General features: G+C 67.5%; 30 protein-coding genes. All 30 read left to right on the top strand.

The window, feature by feature from the left end:
- The first annotated feature begins 16 nt into the window (after positions 1 to 16).
- The 30 genes from AC061S_RS23280 to map all read left to right on the top strand — a co-directional run bounded on the left by AC061S_RS23280 (position 17) and on the right by map (position 21,174).
- Positions 17 to 706 carry a glycosyltransferase family 2 protein gene (locus AC061S_RS23280; protein WP_478687864.1) on the top strand — a complete coding sequence of 230 codons (690 nt, stop codon included), beginning with the start codon at positions 17 to 19 and terminating at the stop codon, positions 704 to 706.
- Positions 703 to 1,158, top strand: coding sequence for a DUF2304 family protein (locus AC061S_RS23275; protein ID WP_478687863.1), 456 nt, complete (start codon positions 703 to 705; stop codon positions 1,156 to 1,158). Before AC061S_RS23280 ends, AC061S_RS23275 begins: the two co-directional genes overlap by 4 nt.
- An 8-nt stretch (positions 1,159 to 1,166) precedes the next feature.
- Entirely contained in the window at positions 1,167 to 2,066 is a 900-nt protein-coding gene (locus AC061S_RS23270) for a glycosyltransferase family 2 protein (protein WP_478687862.1), read from the top strand.
- 39 nt (positions 2,067 to 2,105) lie between these two features.
- The gene (locus tag AC061S_RS23265) at positions 2,106 to 3,920 is read left to right on the top strand and encodes a hypothetical protein (protein WP_478687861.1); all 1,815 of its coding nucleotides are present in this window, start codon (positions 2,106 to 2,108) and stop codon (positions 3,918 to 3,920) included.
- A 211-nt stretch (positions 3,921 to 4,131) separates the two neighbouring features.
- Positions 4,132 to 6,750 carry an N-acetylmuramoyl-L-alanine amidase gene (locus AC061S_RS23260; protein WP_478687860.1) on the top strand — a complete coding sequence of 873 codons (2,619 nt, stop codon included), beginning with the start codon at positions 4,132 to 4,134 and terminating at the stop codon, positions 6,748 to 6,750.
- A 36-nt stretch (positions 6,751 to 6,786) separates the two neighbouring features.
- A complete protein-coding gene (locus tag AC061S_RS23255; RefSeq protein ID WP_478687859.1) occupies positions 6,787 to 7,920 on the top strand; it encodes a hypothetical protein in 1,134 nt (377 codons plus the stop codon).
- Positions 7,921 to 8,386: 466 nt separating this feature from the next.
- On the top strand, positions 8,387 to 8,695 hold the full coding sequence (rpsJ, locus tag AC061S_RS23250) for a 30S ribosomal protein S10 (RefSeq protein ID WP_003948644.1): 309 nt from the start codon (positions 8,387 to 8,389) through the stop codon (positions 8,693 to 8,695).
- Positions 8,696 to 8,709: 14 nt separating this feature from the next.
- Positions 8,710 to 9,354 (top strand): 50S ribosomal protein L3, encoded by a 645-nt coding sequence (gene rplC / locus AC061S_RS23245; protein WP_112447750.1) that lies wholly within the window; start codon positions 8,710 to 8,712, stop codon positions 9,352 to 9,354.
- Between the two features lie 4 nt (positions 9,355 to 9,358).
- Complete coding sequence (gene rplD, locus AC061S_RS23240) at positions 9,359 to 10,009, top strand: 50S ribosomal protein L4 (protein ID WP_030008466.1); 651 nt, start codon at positions 9,359 to 9,361, stop codon at positions 10,007 to 10,009.
- Complete coding sequence (gene rplW / locus AC061S_RS23235; RefSeq protein ID WP_030154694.1) at positions 10,009 to 10,332, top strand: 50S ribosomal protein L23; 324 nt, start codon at positions 10,009 to 10,011, stop codon at positions 10,330 to 10,332. The genes rplD and rplW overlap by 1 nt, the downstream gene beginning before the upstream one ends.
- A gap of 39 nt (positions 10,333 to 10,371) precedes the next feature.
- The gene (gene rplB / locus AC061S_RS23230; RefSeq protein ID WP_112447748.1) at positions 10,372 to 11,208 is read left to right on the top strand and encodes a 50S ribosomal protein L2; all 837 of its coding nucleotides are present in this window, start codon (positions 10,372 to 10,374) and stop codon (positions 11,206 to 11,208) included.
- 12 nt (positions 11,209 to 11,220) lie between these two features.
- Positions 11,221 to 11,502, top strand: coding sequence for a 30S ribosomal protein S19 (rpsS, locus tag AC061S_RS23225; RefSeq protein WP_023539342.1), 282 nt, complete (start codon positions 11,221 to 11,223; stop codon positions 11,500 to 11,502).
- A 43-nt stretch (positions 11,503 to 11,545) separates the two neighbouring features.
- Positions 11,546 to 11,893 carry a 50S ribosomal protein L22 gene (gene rplV / locus AC061S_RS23220; RefSeq protein WP_007265904.1) on the top strand — a complete coding sequence of 116 codons (348 nt, stop codon included), beginning with the start codon at positions 11,546 to 11,548 and terminating at the stop codon, positions 11,891 to 11,893.
- Positions 11,893 to 12,735 (top strand): 30S ribosomal protein S3, encoded by an 843-nt coding sequence (gene rpsC / locus AC061S_RS23215; RefSeq protein ID WP_112447746.1) that lies wholly within the window; start codon positions 11,893 to 11,895, stop codon positions 12,733 to 12,735. The genes rplV and rpsC overlap by 1 nt, the downstream gene beginning before the upstream one ends.
- Before the next feature lie 5 nt (positions 12,736 to 12,740).
- Positions 12,741 to 13,160: a 50S ribosomal protein L16 gene (gene rplP / locus AC061S_RS23210; RefSeq protein WP_030026326.1), complete on the top strand. Its 420-nt coding sequence runs from the start codon at positions 12,741 to 12,743 to the stop codon at positions 13,158 to 13,160.
- On the top strand, positions 13,160 to 13,384 hold the full coding sequence (gene rpmC / locus AC061S_RS23205; protein ID WP_008739703.1) for a 50S ribosomal protein L29: 225 nt from the start codon (positions 13,160 to 13,162) through the stop codon (positions 13,382 to 13,384). Before rplP ends, rpmC begins: the two co-directional genes overlap by 1 nt.
- Positions 13,384 to 13,665, top strand: coding sequence for a 30S ribosomal protein S17 (gene rpsQ, locus AC061S_RS23200; RefSeq protein ID WP_243333368.1), 282 nt, complete (start codon positions 13,384 to 13,386; stop codon positions 13,663 to 13,665). Before rpmC ends, rpsQ begins: the two co-directional genes overlap by 1 nt.
- 124 nt (positions 13,666 to 13,789) lie before the next feature.
- Positions 13,790 to 14,158 carry a 50S ribosomal protein L14 gene (gene rplN / locus AC061S_RS23195; RefSeq protein WP_003956455.1) on the top strand — a complete coding sequence of 123 codons (369 nt, stop codon included), beginning with the start codon at positions 13,790 to 13,792 and terminating at the stop codon, positions 14,156 to 14,158.
- A gap of 2 nt (positions 14,159 to 14,160) precedes the next feature.
- Entirely contained in the window at positions 14,161 to 14,484 is a 324-nt protein-coding gene (rplX, locus tag AC061S_RS23190) for a 50S ribosomal protein L24 (RefSeq protein WP_215023444.1), read from the top strand.
- Positions 14,484 to 15,035: a 50S ribosomal protein L5 gene (gene rplE / locus AC061S_RS23185; protein ID WP_030388859.1), complete on the top strand. Its 552-nt coding sequence runs from the start codon at positions 14,484 to 14,486 to the stop codon at positions 15,033 to 15,035. Before rplX ends, rplE begins: the two co-directional genes overlap by 1 nt.
- 5 nt (positions 15,036 to 15,040) lie before the next feature.
- A complete protein-coding gene (locus AC061S_RS23180; protein WP_003956452.1) occupies positions 15,041 to 15,226 on the top strand; it encodes a type Z 30S ribosomal protein S14 in 186 nt (61 codons plus the stop codon).
- A 223-nt stretch (positions 15,227 to 15,449) separates the two neighbouring features.
- Positions 15,450 to 15,848 carry a 30S ribosomal protein S8 gene (gene rpsH, locus AC061S_RS23175; RefSeq protein ID WP_008739698.1) on the top strand — a complete coding sequence of 133 codons (399 nt, stop codon included), beginning with the start codon at positions 15,450 to 15,452 and terminating at the stop codon, positions 15,846 to 15,848.
- Between the two features lie 20 nt (positions 15,849 to 15,868).
- Positions 15,869 to 16,408, top strand: a complete 540-nt coding sequence (rplF, locus tag AC061S_RS23170) for a 50S ribosomal protein L6 (protein WP_243333369.1) — start codon at positions 15,869 to 15,871, stop codon at positions 16,406 to 16,408.
- 2 nt (positions 16,409 to 16,410) lie between these two features.
- Entirely contained in the window at positions 16,411 to 16,794 is a 384-nt protein-coding gene (gene rplR / locus AC061S_RS23165; RefSeq protein ID WP_030008471.1) for a 50S ribosomal protein L18, read from the top strand.
- Positions 16,795 to 16,840: 46 nt separating this feature from the next.
- On the top strand, positions 16,841 to 17,443 hold the full coding sequence (gene rpsE / locus AC061S_RS23160; RefSeq protein WP_008739695.1) for a 30S ribosomal protein S5: 603 nt from the start codon (positions 16,841 to 16,843) through the stop codon (positions 17,441 to 17,443).
- Positions 17,443 to 17,625 carry a 50S ribosomal protein L30 gene (gene rpmD / locus AC061S_RS23155; protein WP_112447741.1) on the top strand — a complete coding sequence of 61 codons (183 nt, stop codon included), beginning with the start codon at positions 17,443 to 17,445 and terminating at the stop codon, positions 17,623 to 17,625. The genes rpsE and rpmD overlap by 1 nt, the downstream gene beginning before the upstream one ends.
- A gap of 1 nt (position 17,626) precedes the next feature.
- Positions 17,627 to 18,082 carry a 50S ribosomal protein L15 gene (rplO, locus tag AC061S_RS23150; RefSeq protein ID WP_243333371.1) on the top strand — a complete coding sequence of 152 codons (456 nt, stop codon included), beginning with the start codon at positions 17,627 to 17,629 and terminating at the stop codon, positions 18,080 to 18,082.
- A 186-nt stretch (positions 18,083 to 18,268) separates the two neighbouring features.
- Positions 18,269 to 19,585 (top strand): preprotein translocase subunit SecY, encoded by a 1,317-nt coding sequence (gene secY, locus AC061S_RS23145; protein ID WP_478687858.1) that lies wholly within the window; start codon positions 18,269 to 18,271, stop codon positions 19,583 to 19,585.
- Entirely contained in the window at positions 19,585 to 20,232 is a 648-nt protein-coding gene (locus AC061S_RS23140) for an adenylate kinase (RefSeq protein ID WP_478687857.1), read from the top strand. The genes secY and AC061S_RS23140 overlap by 1 nt, the downstream gene beginning before the upstream one ends.
- A gap of 90 nt (positions 20,233 to 20,322) precedes the next feature.
- Positions 20,323 to 21,174: a type I methionyl aminopeptidase gene (map, locus tag AC061S_RS23135; protein ID WP_478687856.1), complete on the top strand. Its 852-nt coding sequence runs from the start codon at positions 20,323 to 20,325 to the stop codon at positions 21,172 to 21,174.
- Positions 21,175 to 21,317 lie beyond the last annotated feature (143 nt).

Genomic DNA, 21,317 nt, shown 5'->3' with positions numbered 1-21,317 from the left:
TTCCGCTGGAGCTACCGTGTCCCAATACGACGATGTCTGGCTGGTCATACCGGCCTATAACGAGGGCCAGGTGATCGCCGATGTCGTCGAGGGAGCGCGCAAGACCTTTCCGAACATAGTCGTCGTCGACGACGGCAGCTCGGACGACTCCGCGCAGCACATCGCCTCCACCGGCGCCCACCTGGTGCAGCACCCGGTCAACCTCGGCCAGGGCGCAGCCCTGCAGACCGGTCTGAAGTACGCCCTCTCCCAGCCGGGAGCCCGCTACTTCGCCACCTTCGACGCCGACGGCCAGCACCAGACCCACGACGTCGAGAAGATGGTCGCCGTCCTGCGCTCCGGCGAGGCCGACGTGGTGCTCGGCTCCCGCTTCATCGAGCAGAACGGCCAGGTGCCGTGGATCAAGCGGGTCGTGCTGCGCACGGCCGCGGCCGTCAGCCCGACCGCCCGCAAGCTCAACCTCACCGACGCGCACAACGGCCTGCGCGTCCTGGGCCGCGCGGCGGCGGAGAAGCTGCAGATCACCCACAACGGCATGGCCCACGCCTCCGAGATCGTCGGCTACCTGGCCGGCTCCGGACTGCGCGTCGTCGAGGTCCCCGTGGACATCCTGTACACCGAGTATTCGCGCGCCAAGGGTCAGTCCCTGATCAACGGCGTCAACATCCTCTTCGACATCACCCTGCGGGAGCGTGGCCGCCGATGAAGTACTTCTGGATCCAGCTGGTGCTCATCCTGGGCTCCGTGTCGCTGGCCCTCATGTTCATACGCAACTGGGACCAGGCGAAGACCCGTGCCTGGAAGCGCATCGCCTTCTCGGTGTTCGTCCTCGTCAACGTGTACGCCGTCCTGCGGCCCACCGACGTGACCTGGCTGGCCCACCAGCTGGGCGTCGGCCGCGGCACCGACCTGGTGCTGTACGTGATGGTCCTGGCCATGGGCTTCCTCACGCTCAACACCTTCCTGCGCTTCCGCTCGCTCGAGAAGAAGATCACCGACCTGGCCCGGACGGTGGCCCTCAGCGAGGGCGCGCGCCACAACGACGAGCGCCTCGGCCCGGACGCCGTCCGCCCGCCCGCCCCGGTCGAGCCCGCGGCGCCGGCCGCCCCGGCAGAGCCCGTCGTGCAGACCGAGCCCGCAGACTCCGTAAAGGCCTGAGGACCATCGTGGCGACCTTCGACTTCATGCTCCCCTACTACGGGGACGTCAAGCTGATGCAGGACGCGGTCCGCAGCATCCTGGCGCAGACCGACCCGGACTTCCGGCTCGTCGTCATCGACGACGGCAAGGAGCCGGACGTACCGGGCTGGTTCGCGGAGCTCGGCGACGAGCGGGTCCACTACACCCGCAACGAGCAGAACCTCGGCATCAACGAGAACTTCAAGAAGTGCGTGCGCCTCTCCGAGGCCGACTACGTCGTCATCATGGGCTGTGACGACGTGCTCCACCCGCACTACCTGAAGACCGTACGGGGCCTGGCCGAGGCCCAGCCGGGCATCGGCATGATCCAGCCCGGCGTCGAGGTCATCGACGGCGAGGGCACGGTCACCGCCGGTCTCGCCGACAACGTCAAGCGCAGGCTCTACGCCCCGCAGGTCAAGGGCCACCGCACGATGGCGGGCGAGGAACTGGCCGTCAGCGTGCTGCGCGGGAACTGGCTGTACTTCCCGTCCATCGCCTGGCGCGGTGAAGCCCTGCGCAAGGTGAACTTCCAGTCCGAGTACTCGGTGGTCCAGGACCTCGCGCTCGTCGTCGACCTGCTCGAACTGGGTGAGGCGATGGTGATCGACGCCTCGGCCACCGTCTTCCAGTACCGCCGGCACGCCGTCAGCGAGTCCTCGGTCCAGGCCTTCACCGGCACCCGCTTCACCGAGCAGGCCCGCTACTTCGAGGCGGTCGCCGACCGGATGGAGGCCCGCGGCTGGCCCAAGGCCGCCCGCGCCGCCCGCATCCACAGTGCCTCCCGCTTCCACGCCATCACGATGCTCCCCGGGGCGCTGCGCCGCGGGAACCGTGAGGGTGCGAAGAACCTGGCCCGGCACGCCTTCACCTCCGGGCAGAGCTGAGCCTGACCGGCAGTCCAACCAGAACAGGAAGTGCCAGGGGTGCAGTCGGGAACCGAAACGATGGACGCGGCCGGAGCGAGGGACGCGTCCGCCCCTGAACGGAGCGGCAAGCCCGCCGGGACCGAGCGGCTGCTCGCCCTGCGGGACTCCGCCCTCCGCCGGCGGTGGTTCTGGCCCGCGGCGCTGGTCGCCGGATACCTGACGCAGGTCCTGTTCCGGCTCTCCCTGGTGTGGGGCAACAGCTACCCCTCGGTCCACGCGGACGAGCCCTCGTACCTCGTCCTGGCCCGGGTGCTCGCGGGGCGCCCGACGACCGAGATGCCGGTCGGCTCGGTCATCCCCGGCGGCTATCCACTGCTGCTCTCCCCGGCCCTGCGGATCGCGAACGACCCGGTCACCGCGTACCAGCTCGTCATGGGCATCAACACGCTGCTCAACGCGCTCGTCTTCCCCCTGGCCTACGTGGCCCTGCGCAGGCTCGACCTGCCCAGGGGGCTCTCGTTCCTGATCGCCACGGCGGCCGCGCTGATGCCGCCCGTGGTTTTCTACTCCGAGTTCGCGATGTCCGACACCGTGCTCCCGGTGGTCCTCCTCGGCTGGCTGATCACCCTGCACGGCTGGCTGAGCGAGGGCGACCCGCGCCGCCGCACCTGGTACGGGGCGGGGGCCGGGCTGCTGGCCGGCTACTCCATGGCCGTGCACGACCGCGGCGGCGTGGTCGTGGCCATCACGGCGGCGGTGTTCCTGGGCGCCCTGGTCTTCAGGTGGGCGCCGCTGCGCTCCACGCTCGCCGCCTGGGGCGGCCTGGCCATCTCCGTCCTGGGCGCCAAGCTCCTCGCCACCTGGCTGGAGGCGCAGTTCAAGGACACCCCGCCGAGCTCGGTCGGCACGCAGGTCCTGGACAACCTCGTGGAGCCCGAGCTGCTGCGCCGCACGGTGACCCGTTCGATCGGCCAGCTCTGGTACTTCTCGGTCTCCTCCTGGGGCTTCGGCGCGATCGCCCTCGCCCTGTGCGTGTTCGCGGTGTTCAGCCCCCGCTTCACCCGGGCCTCGCGGGTGGTCTCCTTCGCCATGGTCGCCCTGCTGTGCGGGATCGCGCTCGCGGCGGCGGCCGGACTGCCCGGTGACAAGCGGATCGACAACTGGGTCTACGCCCGGTACCTGGCCGTCCTCGTGCCGGCGTTCTTCGTGGTCGGCGTCGCCGCGCTGTGGCGCGCGCGGACCGGAGCCCTGCTGCGGCTGGTGCTGAGCGCGGTGGTGTTCACCGTGGTCACCGCCGAGTTCGTGATCATGGTGGTCGGCAAGGGCCTCTACGCGCGCTGGATCATCCCGTGGGCCATGCCCGACGCCCTGTTCCTGGCCTCGGAGTGGACGAAGCTGCACATGTGGCGGACCCTCGCCGGAGCCCTGCTGGTGCTCGCCGCCTGCGTGATGTTCCGGCTGGCCGGCGGACGCCGGGTGGTGTGGGCCGTCGCGGTGTCGCTGGCCCTGTTCGCCACGTACGCGACCACCACGGTCACCTCGAACGTGGCCGAGCCGCACCGCAAGACCCGCAAGTACCTGGCCACCGGCTTCACCCAGTCCGCGGAGCTCAAGCCGGGCGAGAACCTGGTGATGGACGAGGGCGTCGACTGGGGCCTGCGCATGGCCCAGGCGTACGAGGTCTACGAGGGCCGGGTCTGGACGAGGGACCTGGAGCAGGGCGACCGGCCGCCGGCCCTGGCGGACGCCGCCGTACTGCCGCTGACCTCGAAGGACGCCAAGCCGCAGGACTCCTGGCCGAACGCTCCCCAGGGCTGGTACGTGGCCAAGGTGAACGAGACGCACGATTGGGTGCTCTGGCGCCACCGCTGAGGCCCCCGCAGGCCGCCCGCAGGCCGCCCGCAGCCCTTCGGCACGGAGACCCCGACCCCGGTCCGCCCCTCACGGCGGGCCGGGGTCCGTGTTTCACCGGACCGGCCCCCGCCGGACTCCCTCCATCCGCCTGCCAGTAGCATCCGGGCGGTCAGGTGGGTTGCCTGAGGTGCTCGGAACAGGGGTTGGGGACAACGTGAGACTGGGTCGCGTGCGCGGTACCGCGCTGGCCACCGCATTCGGTGTGGCGGCGGTGCTCGGCTTCCAGGGGGTGGCGGGCGGATCCGGACCGGATGCCCCCGACGCCAAGGCGGCGGGGGAGGCGCCGGGCAAGGCGAAGCCCTACAGCGCCGCGGCCGGGCAGCCGGGTAAGGCGAAGGCCGGGGTCGACCGGCTGGGGCTGAAGACCAAGGGCACCGGCGAGGCCGTACTCGCCCAGCAGGAGACGGACCTCTTCGGTCTCCTCGGCGTGACCTGGACGGACCCCGAGGCCAAGGTCAACGGCGCCATCGAGGCCCGTTCCCGCAGCTCGGAGACCGGGAAGTGGTCCCAGTGGATCGCCCTGGACCCGGTGCAGCCCGGCCTCGACGGCAAGCGCCCCGGCGCGCCCGGCGCCACCGAGCCGGTGTGGGTCGGCCCCTCGAACGGCGCCGAGGTGCGCGTGAAGGGCGGCGCGGCCCTGCCCGCCGGCCTGACCCTCAACCTGGTGGACCCCGGCACCGCCGGCGCTTCCACGAAGAAGGGCGAGCTGCCCGCCGAACCGGTCGCCTTCGCCACCGAGGCGCTGCCGCCCGGACCGGTCTCCACCGCCCCGCTGCCCAAGGTGCTCACCCGGGCCGAGTGGGAGGCCAACGAGGGCCTGAACGACGAGGGCCCCGGCTACCTCCCCGGCGGCAGGATCAAGGCCGCCTTCGTCCACCACACGGCGAGCGCGCAACCGTACGACTGCTCGCAGTCCGCGGCCATCGTGCGGGGCATCCACGAGTACCACGTGTCCGTCGAGAAGTGGCGCGACATCGGCTACAACTTCCTGGTCGACAAGTGCGGCACCCTCTTCGAGGGCCGCCTGGGCGGCATCGACCAGCCGGTCCAGGGCGCGCACACCTACGGCTGGAACACCGAGTCGATGGGCATCGCCGTCCTCGGCGACCACCAGACCGCCGGGGCCTCGGCGGCCGCTCTGGACTCGATCTCCCAGATCGCGGCCTACAAGCTCGGCCAGTACGACGGCGACCTGAACGGTACGACCACGCTGGTGGCCGGCACCAATTCGAAGAACTACAGCGGCACTTCGTTCACCGGGGGCCAGGCGTACCCGTTCAAGACCCTCTCGGGCCACCGGGACGGCTTCAACACCATCTGCCCGGGCGGCGGACTCTACGACCAGCTCGCCGCGATCCGGACCGGCGGTCCGGCGGCGCAGCTGAAGATCGCCACGGTGAACGGCACGGTCCCCGGGCCGGGCGTGAGCCTCAAGTCCGCCGGACCCCTGAAGGTCGACTGGAGCACCAGTACGGCGAACGGCCTGCTGCGCTCCTTCGAGCTCCTGGTGGACGGAGCGCCGGCCGTGACCACCGAGGGCACGGCCCGTACGGCGAACACGGTGCTGACCACCGGCACCCACACGGTCCAGGTCAAGGCGACCGCACTGAACGGCAAGGTCTCCACGAGCCTGCCGGTCACCGTCGTCGCGGAGGTCCCCGTACCGAAGTCCGCCACGTTCGTGCCGGTCCCGCCGACGCGGCTGATGGACACGCGCGAGGGGCTGGGCGTGGCGAAGGCGAAGGTGGGCGCGCAGGGTGTGGTGACCCTGCCGGTGGCGGGTAAGGCGGGCATCCCGGCCGAAGGCGTCACCGCGGTCGTCCTGAACGTGACGGCGACCAACCCCACGGCGGCGAGCTACGTCTCCGTGTACCCGAGCGGCACGACCCGCTCCAGCGCCTCGAACCTGAACGTCACGCCCGGCCAGACGATCCCGAACCTGGTGGTCGTCCCGGTGGTGGACGGGAAGGTCAGCTTCTACAACAACGACGGCGCGGTCGACCTGATCGCGGACGTCACCGGCTACTTCGCGAGGGCGGACGGGGGCTCGGCCCAGGTGAACATCGGCCCGAAGCGGCTGATGGACACGCGCGCCGGCATCGGTGTGGCGAAGGCGAAGGTGGGCGCGCAGGGCGTGGTGACGCTCCCGGTGGCGGGTACGGAGGGGATCCCGGCCGCAGGCGTCACCGCCGTGGTCCTGAACGTGACCGCGACGAACCCGACGGCGGCGAGCTATGTCTCCGTGTACCCGAGCGGCACGACCCGCTCCACTGCCTCGAACCTGAACTTCACCCGCGGTCAGACGATCCCGAACCTGGTGGTCGTCCCGGTCGTGGACGGCAAGGTCAGCTTCTACAACAACGACGGCACGGTCGACCTGATCGCGGACATCACCGGCTACTTCACCTCGGCCGGCGAGGGCTCGACGCACGTCAACATCGGCCCGAAGCGGCTGATGGACACGCGCGACGGTCTGGGCGTGGCGAAGGCGAAGGTGGGCGCGCAGGGTGTGGTGACCCTGCCGGTGGCGGGTACGGCGGGGATCCCGGCGACGGGCGTCACCGCGGTCGTCCTGAACGTGACCGCGACGAACCCGACGGCGGCGAGCTACGTCTCCGTGTACCCGAGCGGCACGATCCGCTCCAGTGCGTCGAACCTGAACTTCACCCGGGGCCAGACGATCCCGAACCTGGTGGTCGTCCCGGTCGTGGACGGCAAGGTCAGCTTCTACAACAACGACGGCGCGGTCGACCTGATCGCGGACATCACCGGCTACTTCACGAAGTGATCCGTGGGTTCACCGACGGGGGCGGGGGGCGGGGACATGGGGAAGAAGGACGACGAGGGCGGCCCGGCCGTCTCCGACGAGGAGTGGGCGCGGTTCCTCGCGCAGGCCGAGGCGGGGACGGGGGAGGCGCCGAAGGAGCCGTCCGCGCGGGCGCGCATGGTGACCGCGCGGCTGCGTGAGGAGGAGGCCCGGCGCGGACCCGGCGGGCCGCCCGCCTGGCGGGCCGGTGTCGCCGCGCGGGAGCGGGGGAGGGGCGGGCGCCGGCTCAAGGCCGCGCTGGCCGTCGCCTTCGTCGCCGCCCTCGCGCTGATCGCCGTCCGGCCGGAGCTGGTCATCGACAAGGTCACCGGGAAGGACGCGCAGGACGCGAAGGCCCGGCAGCAGCTGTCGGCCGAGACGGCGCGCCCGAGCGCCCCGCCCACCTCGGTGGATCCGGACCGGCCGACGCTCGCGGACCCCTTCCGGGGCTCCCCGGCCCTCCAGTGGGCCGACGGGGCGGCCGGCATCGAGGTCCCGGAGGCCCGGGCCGTCGGCGGCATGAGCAAGGAGCAGGTCGCCGACGCGCTGGAGAAGGTCAAGCAGTTCCTGATCACGGCCAACCTGGACCCGGCGACCCTGCGCGGGGAGCGCCCCGCGGCGGCGCTGGCCCTGCTCGATCCCAAGCTGAAGGAGGGCCCCAGCCGCCTGGAGCAGGCCCTGGCCTCGCCGAGCGAGGAGAACGACCCGCTGAACGTCTTCACCCGGACCAGCCCGGCCGAGCTGAAACCCGCGGGCGACGTGGTCAAGGTCCGCGGCCGGATGTGGGTGGAGCCCGCCGAGGAGGCCGGCAAGGCCAAGGTGCTGATCGACTACACGTTCGTGTACCCGTTCGTGAAGGCGAAGCCGGGCGCGGACCAGGTCGAGCGCTCCATCGTGCGGCGCGAGATCACCTTCTCCATCACCGACCCGCGCAGGTGGCAGGCGACCGAGGGCAAGCTCTGGCTCGAAAGCGTCGACGTCGACCTGGCCAACAGCGCATGTGACGTCCACGACGGATTCCTGCACCCCGTCTTCGACGAGGACGCCCCCAGCGGGCCCACGCCCTCCGGCACTCCGGTGGACCCGTACGACCGCAGCAACGGCCTGGAACCCGAGCGCCGGCAGGGCTGCGGCACGATTTCGCGTTCCTGAGCGGACGGCGGCGAAGAGACCTGGACCCCCGCAGCGCGGTGCAGTTTGACCACTCAGCGTGGCGGGGTATTCTCTTCGGCCCGATTGGCGCCATACGCGTCTCGTATGGCAGACTACTCAAGTTGCTCGGCCGTGTGCCGATGCTGCGCGCCTCCCGCCGGGAGGACCGGAAGCAAGTCCCACAGTACTCGTCGCCTTACCTGCCTCTCGGGGCAGCAATGGGGCGGACGTACGGGAATCTTCTGGGAAGCGTCAGCACGGTGCCTGCCAGGTACTCGGTGGGTGTTTGCCCCCGATCTGCGGTCTTGGGACCGCGCCCCCTTGGACGAGGGAATTTCCGTATGGGAATTTTCTGTAGAGGGAGCGCGACACGCCCGACCGCGTGGGTCGGAGGAGAGCGGTGGAGTGATCCGCAGCCGGCCGAGGACCAGAGCGTTTCCACAACAGACAGGACTACGGAGTAGCCATGGCGGGACAGAAGATCCGCATCCGGCTCAAGGCCTACGACCACGAGGTCATCGATTCGTCGGCGAAGAAGATCGTCGAGACGGTGACGCGCACTGGTGCGTCGGTCGCGGGCCCGGTGCCGCTGCCCACTGAGAAGAACGTGTACTGCGTCATCAAGTCGCCGCACAAGTACAAGGACTCGCGCGAGCACTTCGAGATGCGCACTCACAAGCGCCTGATCGACATCCTCGACCCGACGCCCAAGACCGTTGACTCGCTGATGCGCCTGGACCTTCCGGCCGGCGTTGACATCGAGATCAAGCTCTGAGAGGCACGGAGAAGATGGCAAAGCAGATCAAGGGCGTCCTGGGCGAGAAGCTCGGCATGACCCAGGTCTGGGACGAGAACAACCGTGTCGTCCCGGTGACCGTGGTCAAGGCCGGGCCCTGCGTTGTTACCCAGGTCCGTAAGAACGAGATCGATGGCTACGAGTCGGTCCAGATCGCCTTCGGCGAGATCGACCCGCGCAAGGTGAACAAGCCCCTCAAGGGTCACTTCGCCAAGGCCGACGTCACCCCCCGCCGCCACCTGGTGGAGCTCCGTACCTCCGACGCCAGCGAGTACACGCTCGGCCAGGAGATCACGGCTGCCGTGTTCGAGTCCGGCGTCAAGGTTGACGTCACGGGCAACAGCAAGGGCAAGGGCTTCGCCGGTGTCATGAAGCGTCACAACTTCAAGGGCCTCGGCGCCGGGCACGGCGTCCAGCGCAAGCACCGCTCCCCCGGTTCGATCGGTGGCTGCGCCACCCCTGGGCGTGTCTTCAAGGGCATGCGCATGGCCGGTCGTATGGGCAACGAGCGCGTCACCACCCAGAACCTGACCATCCACGCGGTTGACGCGGAGAAGGGTCTGCTCCTCATCAAGGGCGCGGTCCCCGGTCCGAACGGCGGCCTCGTCCTGGTCCGTACCGCGGCCAAGGGGGCTTGAGGTAATGAGCACCATTGACATCCTTTCGCCGGCAGGCGACAAGGCCGGTACCGTCGAGCTCCCCGCGGAGATCTTCGACGCGAAGACCAGCGTTCCGCTGATCCACCAGGTCGTTGTCGCTCAGCTGGCTGCTGCCCGTCAGGGCACGCACAAGACCAAGCGTCGTGGCGAAGTCCGTGGTGGTGGCCGCAAGCCGTACCGCCAGAAGGGCACCGGCCGCGCTCGCCAGGGTTCCACCCGCGCTCCGCAGTTCGTCGGCGGTGGCGTCGTCCACGGCCCTCAGCCGCGTGACTACTCGCAGCGGACCCCGAAGAAGATGAAGGCCGCCGCCCTCCGCGGTGCCCTCTCGGACCGTGCGCGTCACTCCCGCATCCACGTCGTCACCGGCGTGGTCGAGGGTGCCGCCTCCACGAAGGCCGCCAAGACGCTGTTCGGCAAGATCTCGGAGCGCAAGAACCTGCTCCTGGTCGTCGAGCGCGCCGACGAGGCTGCGTGGCTGTCCGCCCGCAACCTGCCCCAGGTGCACATCCTGGAGCCGGGCCAGCTGAACACGTACGACGTGATCGTCTCTGACGACGTGGTCTTCACTCAGGCCGCTTTCGAGTCCTTCGTGTCTGGCCCCAAGGCCGATGAGACCGAAGGGAGCGACGCCTGATGTCTGAGGCGACCGTTACCAGCAAGACCTTCACTGACCCGCGCGACCTGCTGATCAAGCCGGTTGTCTCGGAGAAGAGCTACGCGCTGCTGGACGAGAACAAGTACACGTTCATCGTCGCGCCCGGCTCCAACAAGACTCAGATCAAGCAGGCCGTCGAGGCGGTCTTCGGGGTCAAGGTCACCGGGGTCAACACGATCAACCGTCAGGGTAAGCGCAAGCGCACCAAGACCGGTTTCGGCAAGCGCGCTGACACCAAGCGCGCCATCGTGACCCTCGCTGAGGGCGACCGAATCGACATCTTCGGCGGCCAGGCCTCCTAACGGAGGTCTAGTCGTCCGGAATCGGACGAGGACTGAGAAATGGGTATCCGCAAGTACAAGCCGACGACCCCGGGCCGTCGTGGCTCCAGCGTCGCCGACTTTGTCGAGATCACGCGGTCCACGCCGGAGAAGTCGCTGGTCCGCCCCCTGCACAGCAAGGGCGGCCGTAACAACACCGGTCGGATCACGGTTCGACACCAGGGTGGCGGCCACAAGCGCGCCTACCGTGTGATCGACTTCCGTCGTCACGACAAGGACGGCGTGCCGGCCAAGGTCGCGCACATCGAGTACGACCCCAACCGCACTGCGCGCATCGCGCTCCTGCACTACGCCGACGGTGAGAAGCGCTACATCATTGCGCCGAAGAACCTGAAGCAGGGCGACCGGATTGAGAACGGCCCCACGGCCGACATCAAGCCCGGCAACAACCTGGCACTCCGCAACATCCCGGTCGGTACCACGATCCACGCGATCGAGCTCCGTCCCGGTGGCGGCGCCAAGTTCGCCCGCTCCGCTGGTGCCTCCGTGCAGCTGCTGGCGAAGGAGGGCACCATGGCCCACCTTCGTATGCCGTCCGGTGAAATCCGTCTCGTCGACGCGCGCTGCCGCGCGACCGTCGGTGAGGTCGGCAACGCCGAGCAGTCGAACATCAACTGGGGCAAGGCCGGCCGCATGCGCTGGAAGGGCGTTCGCCCCTCCGTCCGCGGTGTCGCGATGAACCCGGTCGACCACCCGCACGGTGGTGGTGAGGGTAAGACCTCCGGTGGTCGTCACCCGGTCTCCCCGTGGGGTCAGAAGGAGGGTCGTACTCGCTCGCCGAAGAAGGCTTCGAGCAAGTACATCGTCCGCCGCCGCAAGACGAACAAGAAGCGCTAGGAGCGGGTTTAGATGCCGCGCAGTCTCAAGAAGGGACCCTTCGTCGACGGACACCTCATCAAGAAGGTGGACGTACAGAACGAAGCCGGTACCAAGAACGTCATCAAGACCTGGTCCCGTCGCTCGATGATCATCCCGGCCATGCTGGGTCACACCATCGCGGTGCACAACGGCAAGATCCACGTCCCGGTGTTCGTCACCGAGTCGATGGTCGGCCACAAGCTCGGCGAGTTCTCGCCGACTCGCACCTTCCGCGGCCACGTCAAGGACGACCGGAAGTCGAAGCGCCGCTAAAGGCGGGGTGGTTACGACTATGACTTACACCGAAGGGACAACCATGGAAGCCAGGGCCCAGGCGCGGTACATCCGCGTCACGCCCATGAAGGCCCGCCGAGTGGTGGACCTTATCCGTGGCATGGATGCCACGGAGGCTCAGGCGGTCCTGCGTTTCGCCCCGCAGGCCGCGAGCGTGCCGGTTGGCAAGGTGCTCGACAGCGCCATTGCCAACGCCGCACACAACTACAACCACCCGGACGCCTCCACGCTGGTCATCAGCGAGGCGTACGTGGACGAGGGCCCGACCCTGAAGCGGTTCCGTCCGCGTGCCCAGGGCCGTGCCTACCGGATCCGCAAGCGGACCAGCCACATCACCGTGGTCGTCAGCAGCAAGGAAGGTTCCCGGTAATGGGCCAGAAGGTAAACCCGCACGGGTTCCGGCTCGGCATCACCACCGACTTCAAGTCGCGTTGGTACGCCGACAAGCTGTACAAGGACTACGTCAAGGAAGACGTCGCCATCCGCAGGATGATGACGTCCGGCATGGAGCGCGCCGGCATCTCGAAGGTTGAGATCGAGCGCACCCGTGACCGCGTGCGTGTGGACATCCACACCGCTCGTCCGGGCATCGTCATCGGCCGCCGTGGCGCCGAGGCCGACCGCATCCGCGGCGACCTCGAGAAGCTCACGGGCAAGCAGGTGCAGCTGAACATCCTCGAGGTCAAGAACCCCGAGGTCGACGCTCAGCTCGTCGCGCAGGCCGTTGCCGAGCAGCTCTCCTCCCGCGTCTCCTTCCGTCGCGCCATGCGTAAGAGCATGCAGGGCACGATGAAGGCCGGCGCCAAGGGCATCAAGATCCAGTGTGGCGGTCGCCTCGGCGGCGCCGAGATGTCCCGCTCCGAGTTCTACCGCGAAGGCCGTGTGCCGCTGCACACCCTCCGCGCGAACGTGGACTACGGCTTCTTCGAGGCCAAGACCACCTTCGGCCGTATCGGTGTGAAGGTCTGGATCTACAAGGGCGACGTCAAGAACATCGCCGAGGTTCGCGCCGAGAACGCTGCGGCCCGTGCGGGTAACCGCCCGGCCCGTGGTGCCGCCGGCGCTGGCGACCGTCCCGCCGGCCGTGGTGGCCGTGGTGGCGAGCGCGGCGGCCGTGGTGGCCGCAAGCCGCAGCAGGCTGCTGGTGCCGAGGCCCCCAAGGCCGACGCTCCCGCCGCCGCTCCGGCTGAGAGCACCGGAACGGAGGCCTGACCGACATGCTGATCCCTCGTAGGGTCAAGCACCGCAAGCAGCACCACCCGAAGCGCCGCGGTATGGCCAAGGGCGGTACTGAGGTCTCGTTCGGCGAGTACGGCATCCAGGCGCTTACCCCCGCCTACGTGACGAACCGCCAGATCGAGGCGGCTCGTATCGCGATGACCCGCCACATCAAGCGTGGCGGCAAGGTCTGGATCAACATCTACCCGGACCGTCCCCTGACGAAGAAGCCTGCCGAGACCCGCATGGGTTCCGGTAAGGGTTCTCCCGAGTGGTGGATCGCGAACGTGCACCCGGGCCGGGTCATGTTCGAGCTGTCCTACCCGAACGAGAAGATTGCTCGTGAGGCGCTCACCCGCGCTGCTCACAAGCTTCCGATGAAGTGCCGGATTGTTCGGCGCGAGGCAGGTGAGTCGTGATGGCGACGGGAACCAAGGCGTCCGAGCTGCGTGAGCTCGGTAACGAGGAGCTCGTTGGCAAGCTGCGCGAGGCCAAGGAAGAGCTGTTCAAGCTGCGCTTCCAGGCGGCCACGGGTCAGCTGGAGAACAACGGCCGGCTCAAGTCCGTCCGTAAGGACATCGCTCGCATCTACACCCTGATGCACGAGCGTGAGCTCGGTATCGAGACGGTGGAGAGCGCCTGATGAGCGAGAAGAACGTGACTGAGACGACTGACCGCGGCTTCCGCAAGACCCGTGAGGGTCTTGTCGTCAGCGACAAGATGGACAAGACCGTCGTCGTCGCTGTCGAGGACCGCGTGAAGCACGCTCTGTACGGCAAGGTCATCCGCCGTACGAACAAGCTCAAGGCGCACGACGAGCAGAACGCTGCCGGCGTCGGCGACCGCGTCCTCATCATGGAGACGCGTCCGCTGTCGGCGAGCAAGCGCTGGCGCATCGTCGAGATCCTCGAGAAGGCCAAGTAATTATCTGAGGCCCTGGGCATCAAGCCCAGGGGCCCCTCAGGTTCGTTCCGCCAGGCTCGGTGGGGGCGGTAGCTCTTCGGAGTGATGCCCCCGCCGGGAACCGGCAGACAAACAGGAGATAGACGTGATCCAGCAGGAGTCGCGACTGCGTGTCGCCGACAACACTGGTGCCAAGGAGATCCTTTGCATCCGTGTTCTCGGTGGTTCCGGTCGCCGCTACGCGGGCATCGGTGACGTCATCGTTGCCACCGTCAAGGACGCGATCCCCGGTGGCAACGTGAAGAAGGGTGACGTCGTCAAGGCGGTCATCGTTCGCACCGTGAAGGAACGCCGCCGCCAGGACGGCTCGTACATCCGCTTCGACGAGAACGCCGCCGTCATTCTGAAGAACGACGGCGACCCTCGCGGCACCCGTATCTTCGGCCCGGTGGGCCGTGAGCTGCGCGAGAAGAAGTTCATGAAGATCATCTCGCTCGCGCCGGAGGTGCTGTAAGCATGAAGATCAAGAAGGGCGACCTGGTTCAGGTCATCACCGGTAAGGACAAGGGCAAGCAGGGCAAGGTCATTCTGGCCATCCCTACTGAGAACCGTGTCCTCGTCGAGGGTGTCAACCGGGTCAAGAAGCACACCAAGGCCGGCCAGACCGCTGGTGGCTCGCAGACCGGTGGCATCGTGATCACCGAGGCGCCGATCCACGTCAGCAACGTTCAGCTGGTTGTGGAGAAGGACGGCCAGAAGGTCGTTACCCGCGTCGGTTTCCGCTTCGATGACGAGGGCAACAAGATCCGCGTTGCCAAGCGGACGGGTGAGGACATCTGATGGCTACCACTCCGCGTCTCAAGACGAAGTACCGCGAGGACATCGCGGGCAAGCTGCGTGAAGAGTTCTCCTACGAGAACGTCATGCAGATTCCCGGCCTCGTGAAGATCGTGGTCAACATGGGTGTGGGCGACGCCGCCCGCGACTCCAAGCTGATCGACGGCGCCATCAAGGACCTGACGACGATCACCGGTCAGAAGCCGGCCGTCACGAAGGCCCGCAAGTCCATCGCGCAGTTCAAGCTGCGCGAGGGTCAGCCGATCGGCTGCCACGTCACCCTCCGTGGTGACCGCATGTGGGAGTTCCTGGACCGTACGCTGTCGCTCGCGCTGCCGCGTATCCGTGACTTCCGTGGTCTGTCGCCGAAGCAGTTCGACGGCCGTGGCAACTACACCTTCGGTCTCACGGAGCAGGTCATGTTCCACGAGATCGACCAGGACAAGATCGACCGTACCCGGGGTATGGACATCACCGTGGTCACCACGGCGACCAACGACGATGAGGGCCGCGCCCTCCTTCGTCACCTCGGCTTCCCCTTCAAGGAGGCGTAAGCGAGATGGCGAAGAAGGCTCTCATCGCGAAGGCTGCCCGCAAGCCCAAGTTCGGTGTGCGTGCGTACACCCGCTGCCAGCGCTGCGGTCGCCCCCACTCCGTGTACCGCAAGTTCGGCCTGTGCCGCGTCTGCCTTCGTGAGATGGCTCACCGTGGCGAGCTGCCGGGCGTGACCAAGAGCTCCTGGTAATTCCCTCTCGTCCGCAAGGACTTGAGGAGTACCAGGCACTCTCGGTAAGCATCTGGTCGGCGGATGCCCGGCCGCGCATGCCTTAGGCTTGTGTGGTTGGGCGTCCGCCGCCCATAACGACTTACTACGCCGTAGGTCCCCGCACCGCACCCGTCCCGCCACTGAGTGGGGAGAGGGATGGCGCATACAGGAAACCCCGGCGAGAGAGGCCGAAGGCCACTTCATGACCATGACTGACCCGATCGCAGACATGCTCACGCGTCTGCGTAACGCTAACTCGGCGTACCACGACTCCGTCGTGATGCCGCACAGCAAGATCAAGTCGCACATCGCAGAAATCCTCAAGCAGGAGGGTTTCATCACCGGCTGGAAGGTCGAGGACGCCGAGGTCGGCAAGAACCTCGTCCTCGAGCTGAAGTTCGGCCCGAACCGCGAGCGCTCCATTGCGGGCATCAAGCGGATCTCGAAGCCCGGTCTGCGTGTGTACGCAAAGTCCACCAACCTGCCGAAGGTGCTCGGCGGCCTGGGCGTGGCGATCATCTCCACGTCCCACGGTCTGCTCACCGGCCAGCAGGCAGGCAAGAAGGGCGTAGGTGGGGAAGTCCTCGCCTACGTCTGGTAGTCGGGAACGGAGGAAAAGCAATGTCGCGAATCGGCAAGCTCCCCATCCAGGTTCCCGCCGGTGTGGACGTCACCATCGACGGCCAGGCTGTGGCTGTGAAGGGCCCCAAGGGTTCCCTCGCGCTCACCGTCAAGGCGCCGATCGAGATCGTCAAGGGTGAGGACGGCGTTCTGAACGTCACCCGCCCCAACGACGAGCGTCAGAACAAGGCCCTGCACGGCCTGTCCCGCACGCTGGTGGCGAACATGATCACCGGCGTGACCACGGGTTACGTCAAGGCTCTTGAGATCAGCGGTGTCGGTTACCGCGTCGCCGCGAAGGGCTCCAACCTGGAGTTCCAGCTTGGCTACAGCCACCCGATCCTGATCGAGGCGCCCGAGGGCATCTCCTTCAAGGTCGAGTCGCCCACCAAGTTCTCGGTCGAGGGCATCGACAAGCAGAAGGTCGGCGAGGTCGCCGCCAACATCCGCAAGCTGCGGAAGCCCGACCCGTACAAGGCCAAGGGTGTCAAGTACGCCGGCGAAGTCATCCGCCGCAAGGTCGGAAAGGCTGGTAAGTAGCCATGGCATACGGTGTAAAGATCGCCAAGGGCGACGCGTACAAGCGTGCCGCCAAGGCCCGCCGCCACATCCGCATCCGCAAGAACGTCTCGGGTACGGCGGAGCGTCCGCGCCTCGTCGTGACGCGTTCCAACCGCAACATCGTTGCTCAGGTCATCGACGACCTCCAGGGTCACACCCTGGCGTCGGCGTCGACCCTGGACGCTTCGATCCGTGGTGGCGAAGGCGACAAGAGCTCGCAGGCCCAGGCCGTCGGCGCACTCGTCGCCGAGCGTGCCAAGGCCGCGGGTGTCGAGACCGTCGTGTTCGACCGCGGTGGCAACCGATACGCCGGGCGCATTGCCGCTCTGGCTGACGCCGCCCGCGAAGCCGGGCTGAAGTTCTAAGCCCCGTTTTCCGGGACTCACGGACGTAACAGAGAGAGGTAATCCAATGGCTGGACCCCAGCGCCGCGGAAGCGGTGCCGGTGGCGGCGAGCGGCGGGACCGGAAGGGTCGCGACGGTGGCCCTGCCGCCGAGAAGACCGCTTACGTTGAGCGCGTTGTCGCGATCAACCGCGTCGCCAAGGTTGTCAAGGGTGGTCGCCGCTTCAGCTTCACCGCGCTGGTCGTGGTGGGCGACGGTGACGGCACTGTAGGTGTCGGTTACGGCAAGGCCAAGGAAGTTCCCGCGGCCATTGCCAAGGGTGTCGAGGAAGCCAAGAAGTCCTTCTTCAAGGTTCCGCGCATCCAGGGCACCATTCCTCACCCGATCACGGGTGAGCGTGCCGCGGGCGTCGTGCTGCTGAAGCCGGCCGCCCCCGGTACCGGTGTTATCGCCGGTGGCCCGGTGCGCGCCGTTCTGGAGTGCGCCGGCGTTCACGACATCCTGTCGAAGTCGCTTGGTTCTTCCAACGCGATCAACATCGTGCACGCGACCGTGGCGGCCCTCAAGGGCCTGCAGCGTCCCGAGGAGATCGCGGCTCGCCGTGGTCTGCCCCTCGAGGACGTCGCCCCCGCGGCTCTGCTCCGTGCACGTGCTGGGGCGGGTGCGTAATGGCTCGCCTCAAGGTCACGCAGATCAAGTCGTACATCGGCAGCAAGCAGAACCACCGCGACACGCTGCGTTCGCTCGGGCTCAAGCGCCTGAACGACGTCGTCGTCAAGGAGGACCGCCCCGAGTTCCGCGGAATGGTTCACACCGTCCGCCACCTCGTGACGGTTGAGGAGGTTGACTAACATGGCTGAGAGCAGCCCGCTGAAGGCCCACAACCTCCGTCCCGCCCCCGGCGCCAAGACCGCGAAGACCCGTGTCGGTCGTGGTGAGGCGTCGAAGGGTAAGACGGCCGGTCGTGGTACGAAGGGCCAGAAGGCCCGTTACCAGATCCCGCAGCGCTTCGAGGGTGGGCAGATGCCCCTCCACATGCGTCTGCCGAAGCTCAAGGGCTTCAAGAACCCGTTCCGCACCGAGTTCCAGGTCGTGAACCTGGACAAGCTCGGCGCTCTCTACCCCGAGGGTGGAGAAGTCACGGTGGCCGACCTGGTCGCCAAGGGCGCGGTTCGCAAGAACAGCCTCGTCAAGGTCCTGGGCCAGGGCGAGATCTCCGTGGCGCTGCAGGTTTCGGTTGACGCCGTTTCCGGCTCCGCCAAGGAGAAGATTGCCGCCGCTGGTGGCTCTGTGACCGAGCTCGTCTAAGACGACCTCAGTGACAAATAGCTAGAAACCCGACCGGGGATGCCTCACATATGGGGCATCCCCGGTTGGTCGTTCCATGGGAGGTGCAGACGCCGGTAAGGTGGCCTGCACCTTTGCTTGTACACATTCGTCGATCCCTCAGACCGTCACCTCTGACGCAGTAGCGCGGGGGTCGCAGGAGGCACCGTGCTAACCGCGTTCGCCCGGGCGTTCAAGACGCCCGACCTGCGCAAGAAACTGCTCTTCACGCTCGGCATCATCGTGCTGTTCCGGCTCGGGTCCCACGTTCCCGTGCCCGGTGTGAGCTATACGAACGTCCAGATCTGTGTTGAACAGGCGTCCGGCCAGAACGGCGGGCTCTTCGGGCTGGTCAACATGTTCAGTGGCGGTGCGCTGCTGCAGATCACGATCTTCGCGCTCGGCATCATGCCGTACATCACGGCGAGCATCATCTTGCAGCTGCTGACCGTGGTCATCCCGAAGCTGGAGACCCTCAAGAAAGAGGGCCAGGCCGGCACGTCGAAGATCACTCAGTACACGCGCTATCTGACGGTCGCGCTGGCGATCCTGCAGGGCACCGGCCTCGTCGCCACCGCCCGCAGCGGCGCCCTCTTCCAGAACTGCTCGGTGGCCAGCCAGATCGTTCCGAACCGGTCGATCTTCACCACCGTCGTCATGGTGCTCACCATGACCGCCGGTACCTGTGTCGTCATGTGGCTCGGTGAGCTCATCACCGACCGCGGCATCGGCAACGGCATGTCGATCCTGATGTTCATCTCGATCGCCGCTGGCTTCATCGGCTCCCTGTGGGCCATCAAGGAGCAGGGCAAGATCGCGGACGGCTGGGTCGAGTTCGGCGTGGTCATGCTGGTCGGCCTCGCGATGGTGGGCCTGGTGGTCTTCGTCGAGCAGGCGCAGCGGCGGATTCCGGTCCAGTACGCGAAGCGCATGATCGGCCGCCGCGCCTACGGCGGTACCTCGACCTACATCCCGCTCAAGGTGAACCAGGCGGGCATCATCCCCGTCATCTTCGCCTCGTCGCTGCTCTACATCCCGGCACTGGTCGTGCAGTTCAGCGGTTCCACCGCCGGCTGGGCCACCTGGATCCAGAAGCACTTCGTCAAGGGCGACCACCCGTACTACATCGCCACGTACTTCCTCCTGATCGTTTTCTTCGCGTTCTTCTACGTGGCGATCTCGTTCAACCCCGAGGAAGTTGCAGACAACATGAAGAAGTATGGTGGGTTCATTCCGGGCATCCGCGCCGGTCGGCCCACCGCCGAGTACCTGAGCTACGTACTCAACCGGATCACGTGGCCGGGGTCGCTGTACCTGGGGCTGATCGCTCTTGTGCCGACGATGGCGTTGGCCGGCTTCGGAGCGAACCAGAACTTCCCGTTCGGCGGGACGAGCATCCTGATCATCGTGGGTGTGGGTCTGGAAACCGTGAAGCAGATCGAGAGCCAGCTCCAGCAGCGTAATTACGAAGGGTTCCTCCGCTGATGCGAATCGTCCTCGTCGGCCCGCCCGGTGCGGGCAAGGGAACGCAGGCGACTGTCCTTGCCAAGACCTTGTCGATCCCGCACATCTCCACGGGCGACCTGTTCCGGGCCAACATCAGCCAGGGCACCGAGCTCGGCCGGCGTGCGAAGGCGTTCATGGACGCGGGCGACCTCGTCCCGGACGAGATCACCATCGACATGGCCAAGGACCGCATGGAGCAGCCGGACGCCGCGGGCGGCTTCCTGCTCGACGGTTTCCCGCGCAACGTCTCGCAGGCGGAAGCCCTCGACGAGATGCTGAAGACCGAGGGCATGAACCTCGACGCCGTCCTCGACCTGGAGGTCGAGGAGGACGAGGTCGTCAAGCGTCTCGCCGGCCGGCGCACCTGCCGCCTGGACAGCTCGCACATCTTCCACGTGGCCTACCGCCCGTCGAAGGTCGAGGGCGTCTGCGACATCGACGGCGGCGAGCTGTACGTGCGCGACGACCAGACCGAGGAAGCCGTGCGCAACCGGCTGGAGGTCTACCACACCCAGACCGAGCCGATCATCGACTACTACAAGGCCCAGGGCCTCGTGTCGACGATCCCCGCTCTGGGCGAGGTCCAGGACGTCACGCAGCGCGCGATGGACGCCCTGAAGAAGTAGTTCCCCCGTAGTGCAGCCACGGCCGCGGTGTCCCCAGGACGCCGCGGCCGTACTGTTGAAGCACCCGAATCCGAAGGTGGCAGGTACGTCATGGTCCAGATCAAGACCCCCGAGCAGATCGCGAAGATGCGTGAGGCGGGGCTGGTCGTCGCTGCGATCCACGCGGCGACCCGTGAGGCGGCCGTGCCGGGCGCCACGACACGGGATCTGGACATGGTGGCCCGCAAGGTCATCGCGGACGCCGGCGCCAAGTCGAACTTCCTCGGGTACGGCGGGTTCCCCGCGACCATCTGCACCTCGGTGAACGAGGTCGTGGTCCACGGCATCCCCGACGACACGACGGTCCTCAAGGACGGCGACATCATCTCGATCGACGCCGGCGCGATCGTCGACGGCTGGCACGGCGATGCCGCGTACACCGCCTTCGTGGGCTCTGGACACGCCCCTGAGCTCGTGGAGCTCTCCCGGGTGACCGAGGAGTCCATGTGGGCCGGGATCGCCGCCATGAAGCTCGGCAACCGCCTCGTGGACATCTCCAAGGCGATCGAGACCTACATCAAGCGGCAGCCGCGTCCGACCACGGGCGAGCACAGCCTCGGCAAGTTCGGGATCATCGAGGACTACGGCGGCCACGGCATCGGTTCCGAGATGCACATGGACCCCCACCTGCTGAACTACGTCTCGCGCAAGCGGGGCAAGGGCATCAAGCTCGTCCCGGGCCTGTGCCTGGCGATCGAGCCGATGGTCTCCCTGGGCACCGCCCAGACGGAGGTCCTGGCGGACGATTGGACGGTCATCACCACGGACGGCACCTGGTCCTCGCACTGGGAGCACTCCATCGCCCTGACCGAGGAGGGACCGATCGTCCTCACCTCCCCGGACTGCGGCAAGGCGAAGCTGGCGGAGTACGGCGTGACGACGGCGCCCGACCCGCTGGGCTGAGCCGAATGGGTCCGGGGGGCTCCGGCACCGGGCTCGACGGACGGAGTCCGGCGCAGCCGCGCGAAGCATGTGAGGCGCGTCAGCGCCGAGCCCGCGAGCGGGGCGGGGAGAAGGAGGGGCCGGCGTGACGACGGCGCCGGACC

The sequence above is a fragment of the Streptomyces sp. CA189 genome (genome assembly GCF_056428985.1).
Note: the sequence above shows the minus strand (reverse complement) of the source record. Positions and strands in the feature narration are given on the sequence as shown.

Bases quoted from the DNA above. Each gene is read 5' to 3' on its own strand.
- AC061S_RS23275 (WP_478687863.1), top strand. From the start codon at position 703: ATGAAGTACTTCTGGATCCAGCTGGTGCTCATCCTGGGCTCCGTGTCG.
- AC061S_RS23255 (WP_478687859.1), top strand. From the start codon at position 6,787: ATGGGGAAGAAGGACGACGAGGGCGGCCCGGCCGTCTCCGACGAGGAG.
- rpsJ (WP_003948644.1), top strand. From the start codon at position 8,387: ATGGCGGGACAGAAGATCCGCATCCGGCTCAAGGCCTACGACCACGAG.
- rplC (WP_112447750.1), top strand. From the start codon at position 8,710: ATGGCAAAGCAGATCAAGGGCGTCCTGGGCGAGAAGCTCGGCATGACC.
- rplD (WP_030008466.1), top strand. From the start codon at position 9,359: ATGAGCACCATTGACATCCTTTCGCCGGCAGGCGACAAGGCCGGTACC.
- rplW (WP_030154694.1), top strand. From the start codon at position 10,009: ATGTCTGAGGCGACCGTTACCAGCAAGACCTTCACTGACCCGCGCGAC.
- rplB (WP_112447748.1), top strand. From the start codon at position 10,372: ATGGGTATCCGCAAGTACAAGCCGACGACCCCGGGCCGTCGTGGCTCC.
- rpsS (WP_023539342.1), top strand. From the start codon at position 11,221: ATGCCGCGCAGTCTCAAGAAGGGACCCTTCGTCGACGGACACCTCATC.
- rplV (WP_007265904.1), top strand. From the start codon at position 11,546: ATGGAAGCCAGGGCCCAGGCGCGGTACATCCGCGTCACGCCCATGAAG.
- rpsC (WP_112447746.1), top strand. From the start codon at position 11,893: ATGGGCCAGAAGGTAAACCCGCACGGGTTCCGGCTCGGCATCACCACC.
- rplP (WP_030026326.1), top strand. From the start codon at position 12,741: ATGCTGATCCCTCGTAGGGTCAAGCACCGCAAGCAGCACCACCCGAAG.
- rpmC (WP_008739703.1), top strand. From the start codon at position 13,160: ATGGCGACGGGAACCAAGGCGTCCGAGCTGCGTGAGCTCGGTAACGAG.
- rpsQ (WP_243333368.1), top strand. From the start codon at position 13,384: ATGAGCGAGAAGAACGTGACTGAGACGACTGACCGCGGCTTCCGCAAG.
- rplX (WP_215023444.1), top strand. From the start codon at position 14,161: ATGAAGATCAAGAAGGGCGACCTGGTTCAGGTCATCACCGGTAAGGAC.
- rplE (WP_030388859.1), top strand. From the start codon at position 14,484: ATGGCTACCACTCCGCGTCTCAAGACGAAGTACCGCGAGGACATCGCG.
- AC061S_RS23180 (WP_003956452.1), top strand. From the start codon at position 15,041: ATGGCGAAGAAGGCTCTCATCGCGAAGGCTGCCCGCAAGCCCAAGTTC.
- rpsH (WP_008739698.1), top strand. From the start codon at position 15,450: ATGACCATGACTGACCCGATCGCAGACATGCTCACGCGTCTGCGTAAC.
- rplF (WP_243333369.1), top strand. From the start codon at position 15,869: ATGTCGCGAATCGGCAAGCTCCCCATCCAGGTTCCCGCCGGTGTGGAC.
- rplR (WP_030008471.1), top strand. From the start codon at position 16,411: ATGGCATACGGTGTAAAGATCGCCAAGGGCGACGCGTACAAGCGTGCC.
- rpsE (WP_008739695.1), top strand. From the start codon at position 16,841: ATGGCTGGACCCCAGCGCCGCGGAAGCGGTGCCGGTGGCGGCGAGCGG.
- rpmD (WP_112447741.1), top strand. From the start codon at position 17,443: ATGGCTCGCCTCAAGGTCACGCAGATCAAGTCGTACATCGGCAGCAAG.
- rplO (WP_243333371.1), top strand. From the start codon at position 17,627: ATGGCTGAGAGCAGCCCGCTGAAGGCCCACAACCTCCGTCCCGCCCCC.
- AC061S_RS23140 (WP_478687857.1), top strand. From the start codon at position 19,585: ATGCGAATCGTCCTCGTCGGCCCGCCCGGTGCGGGCAAGGGAACGCAG.
- map (WP_478687856.1), top strand. From the start codon at position 20,323: ATGGTCCAGATCAAGACCCCCGAGCAGATCGCGAAGATGCGTGAGGCG.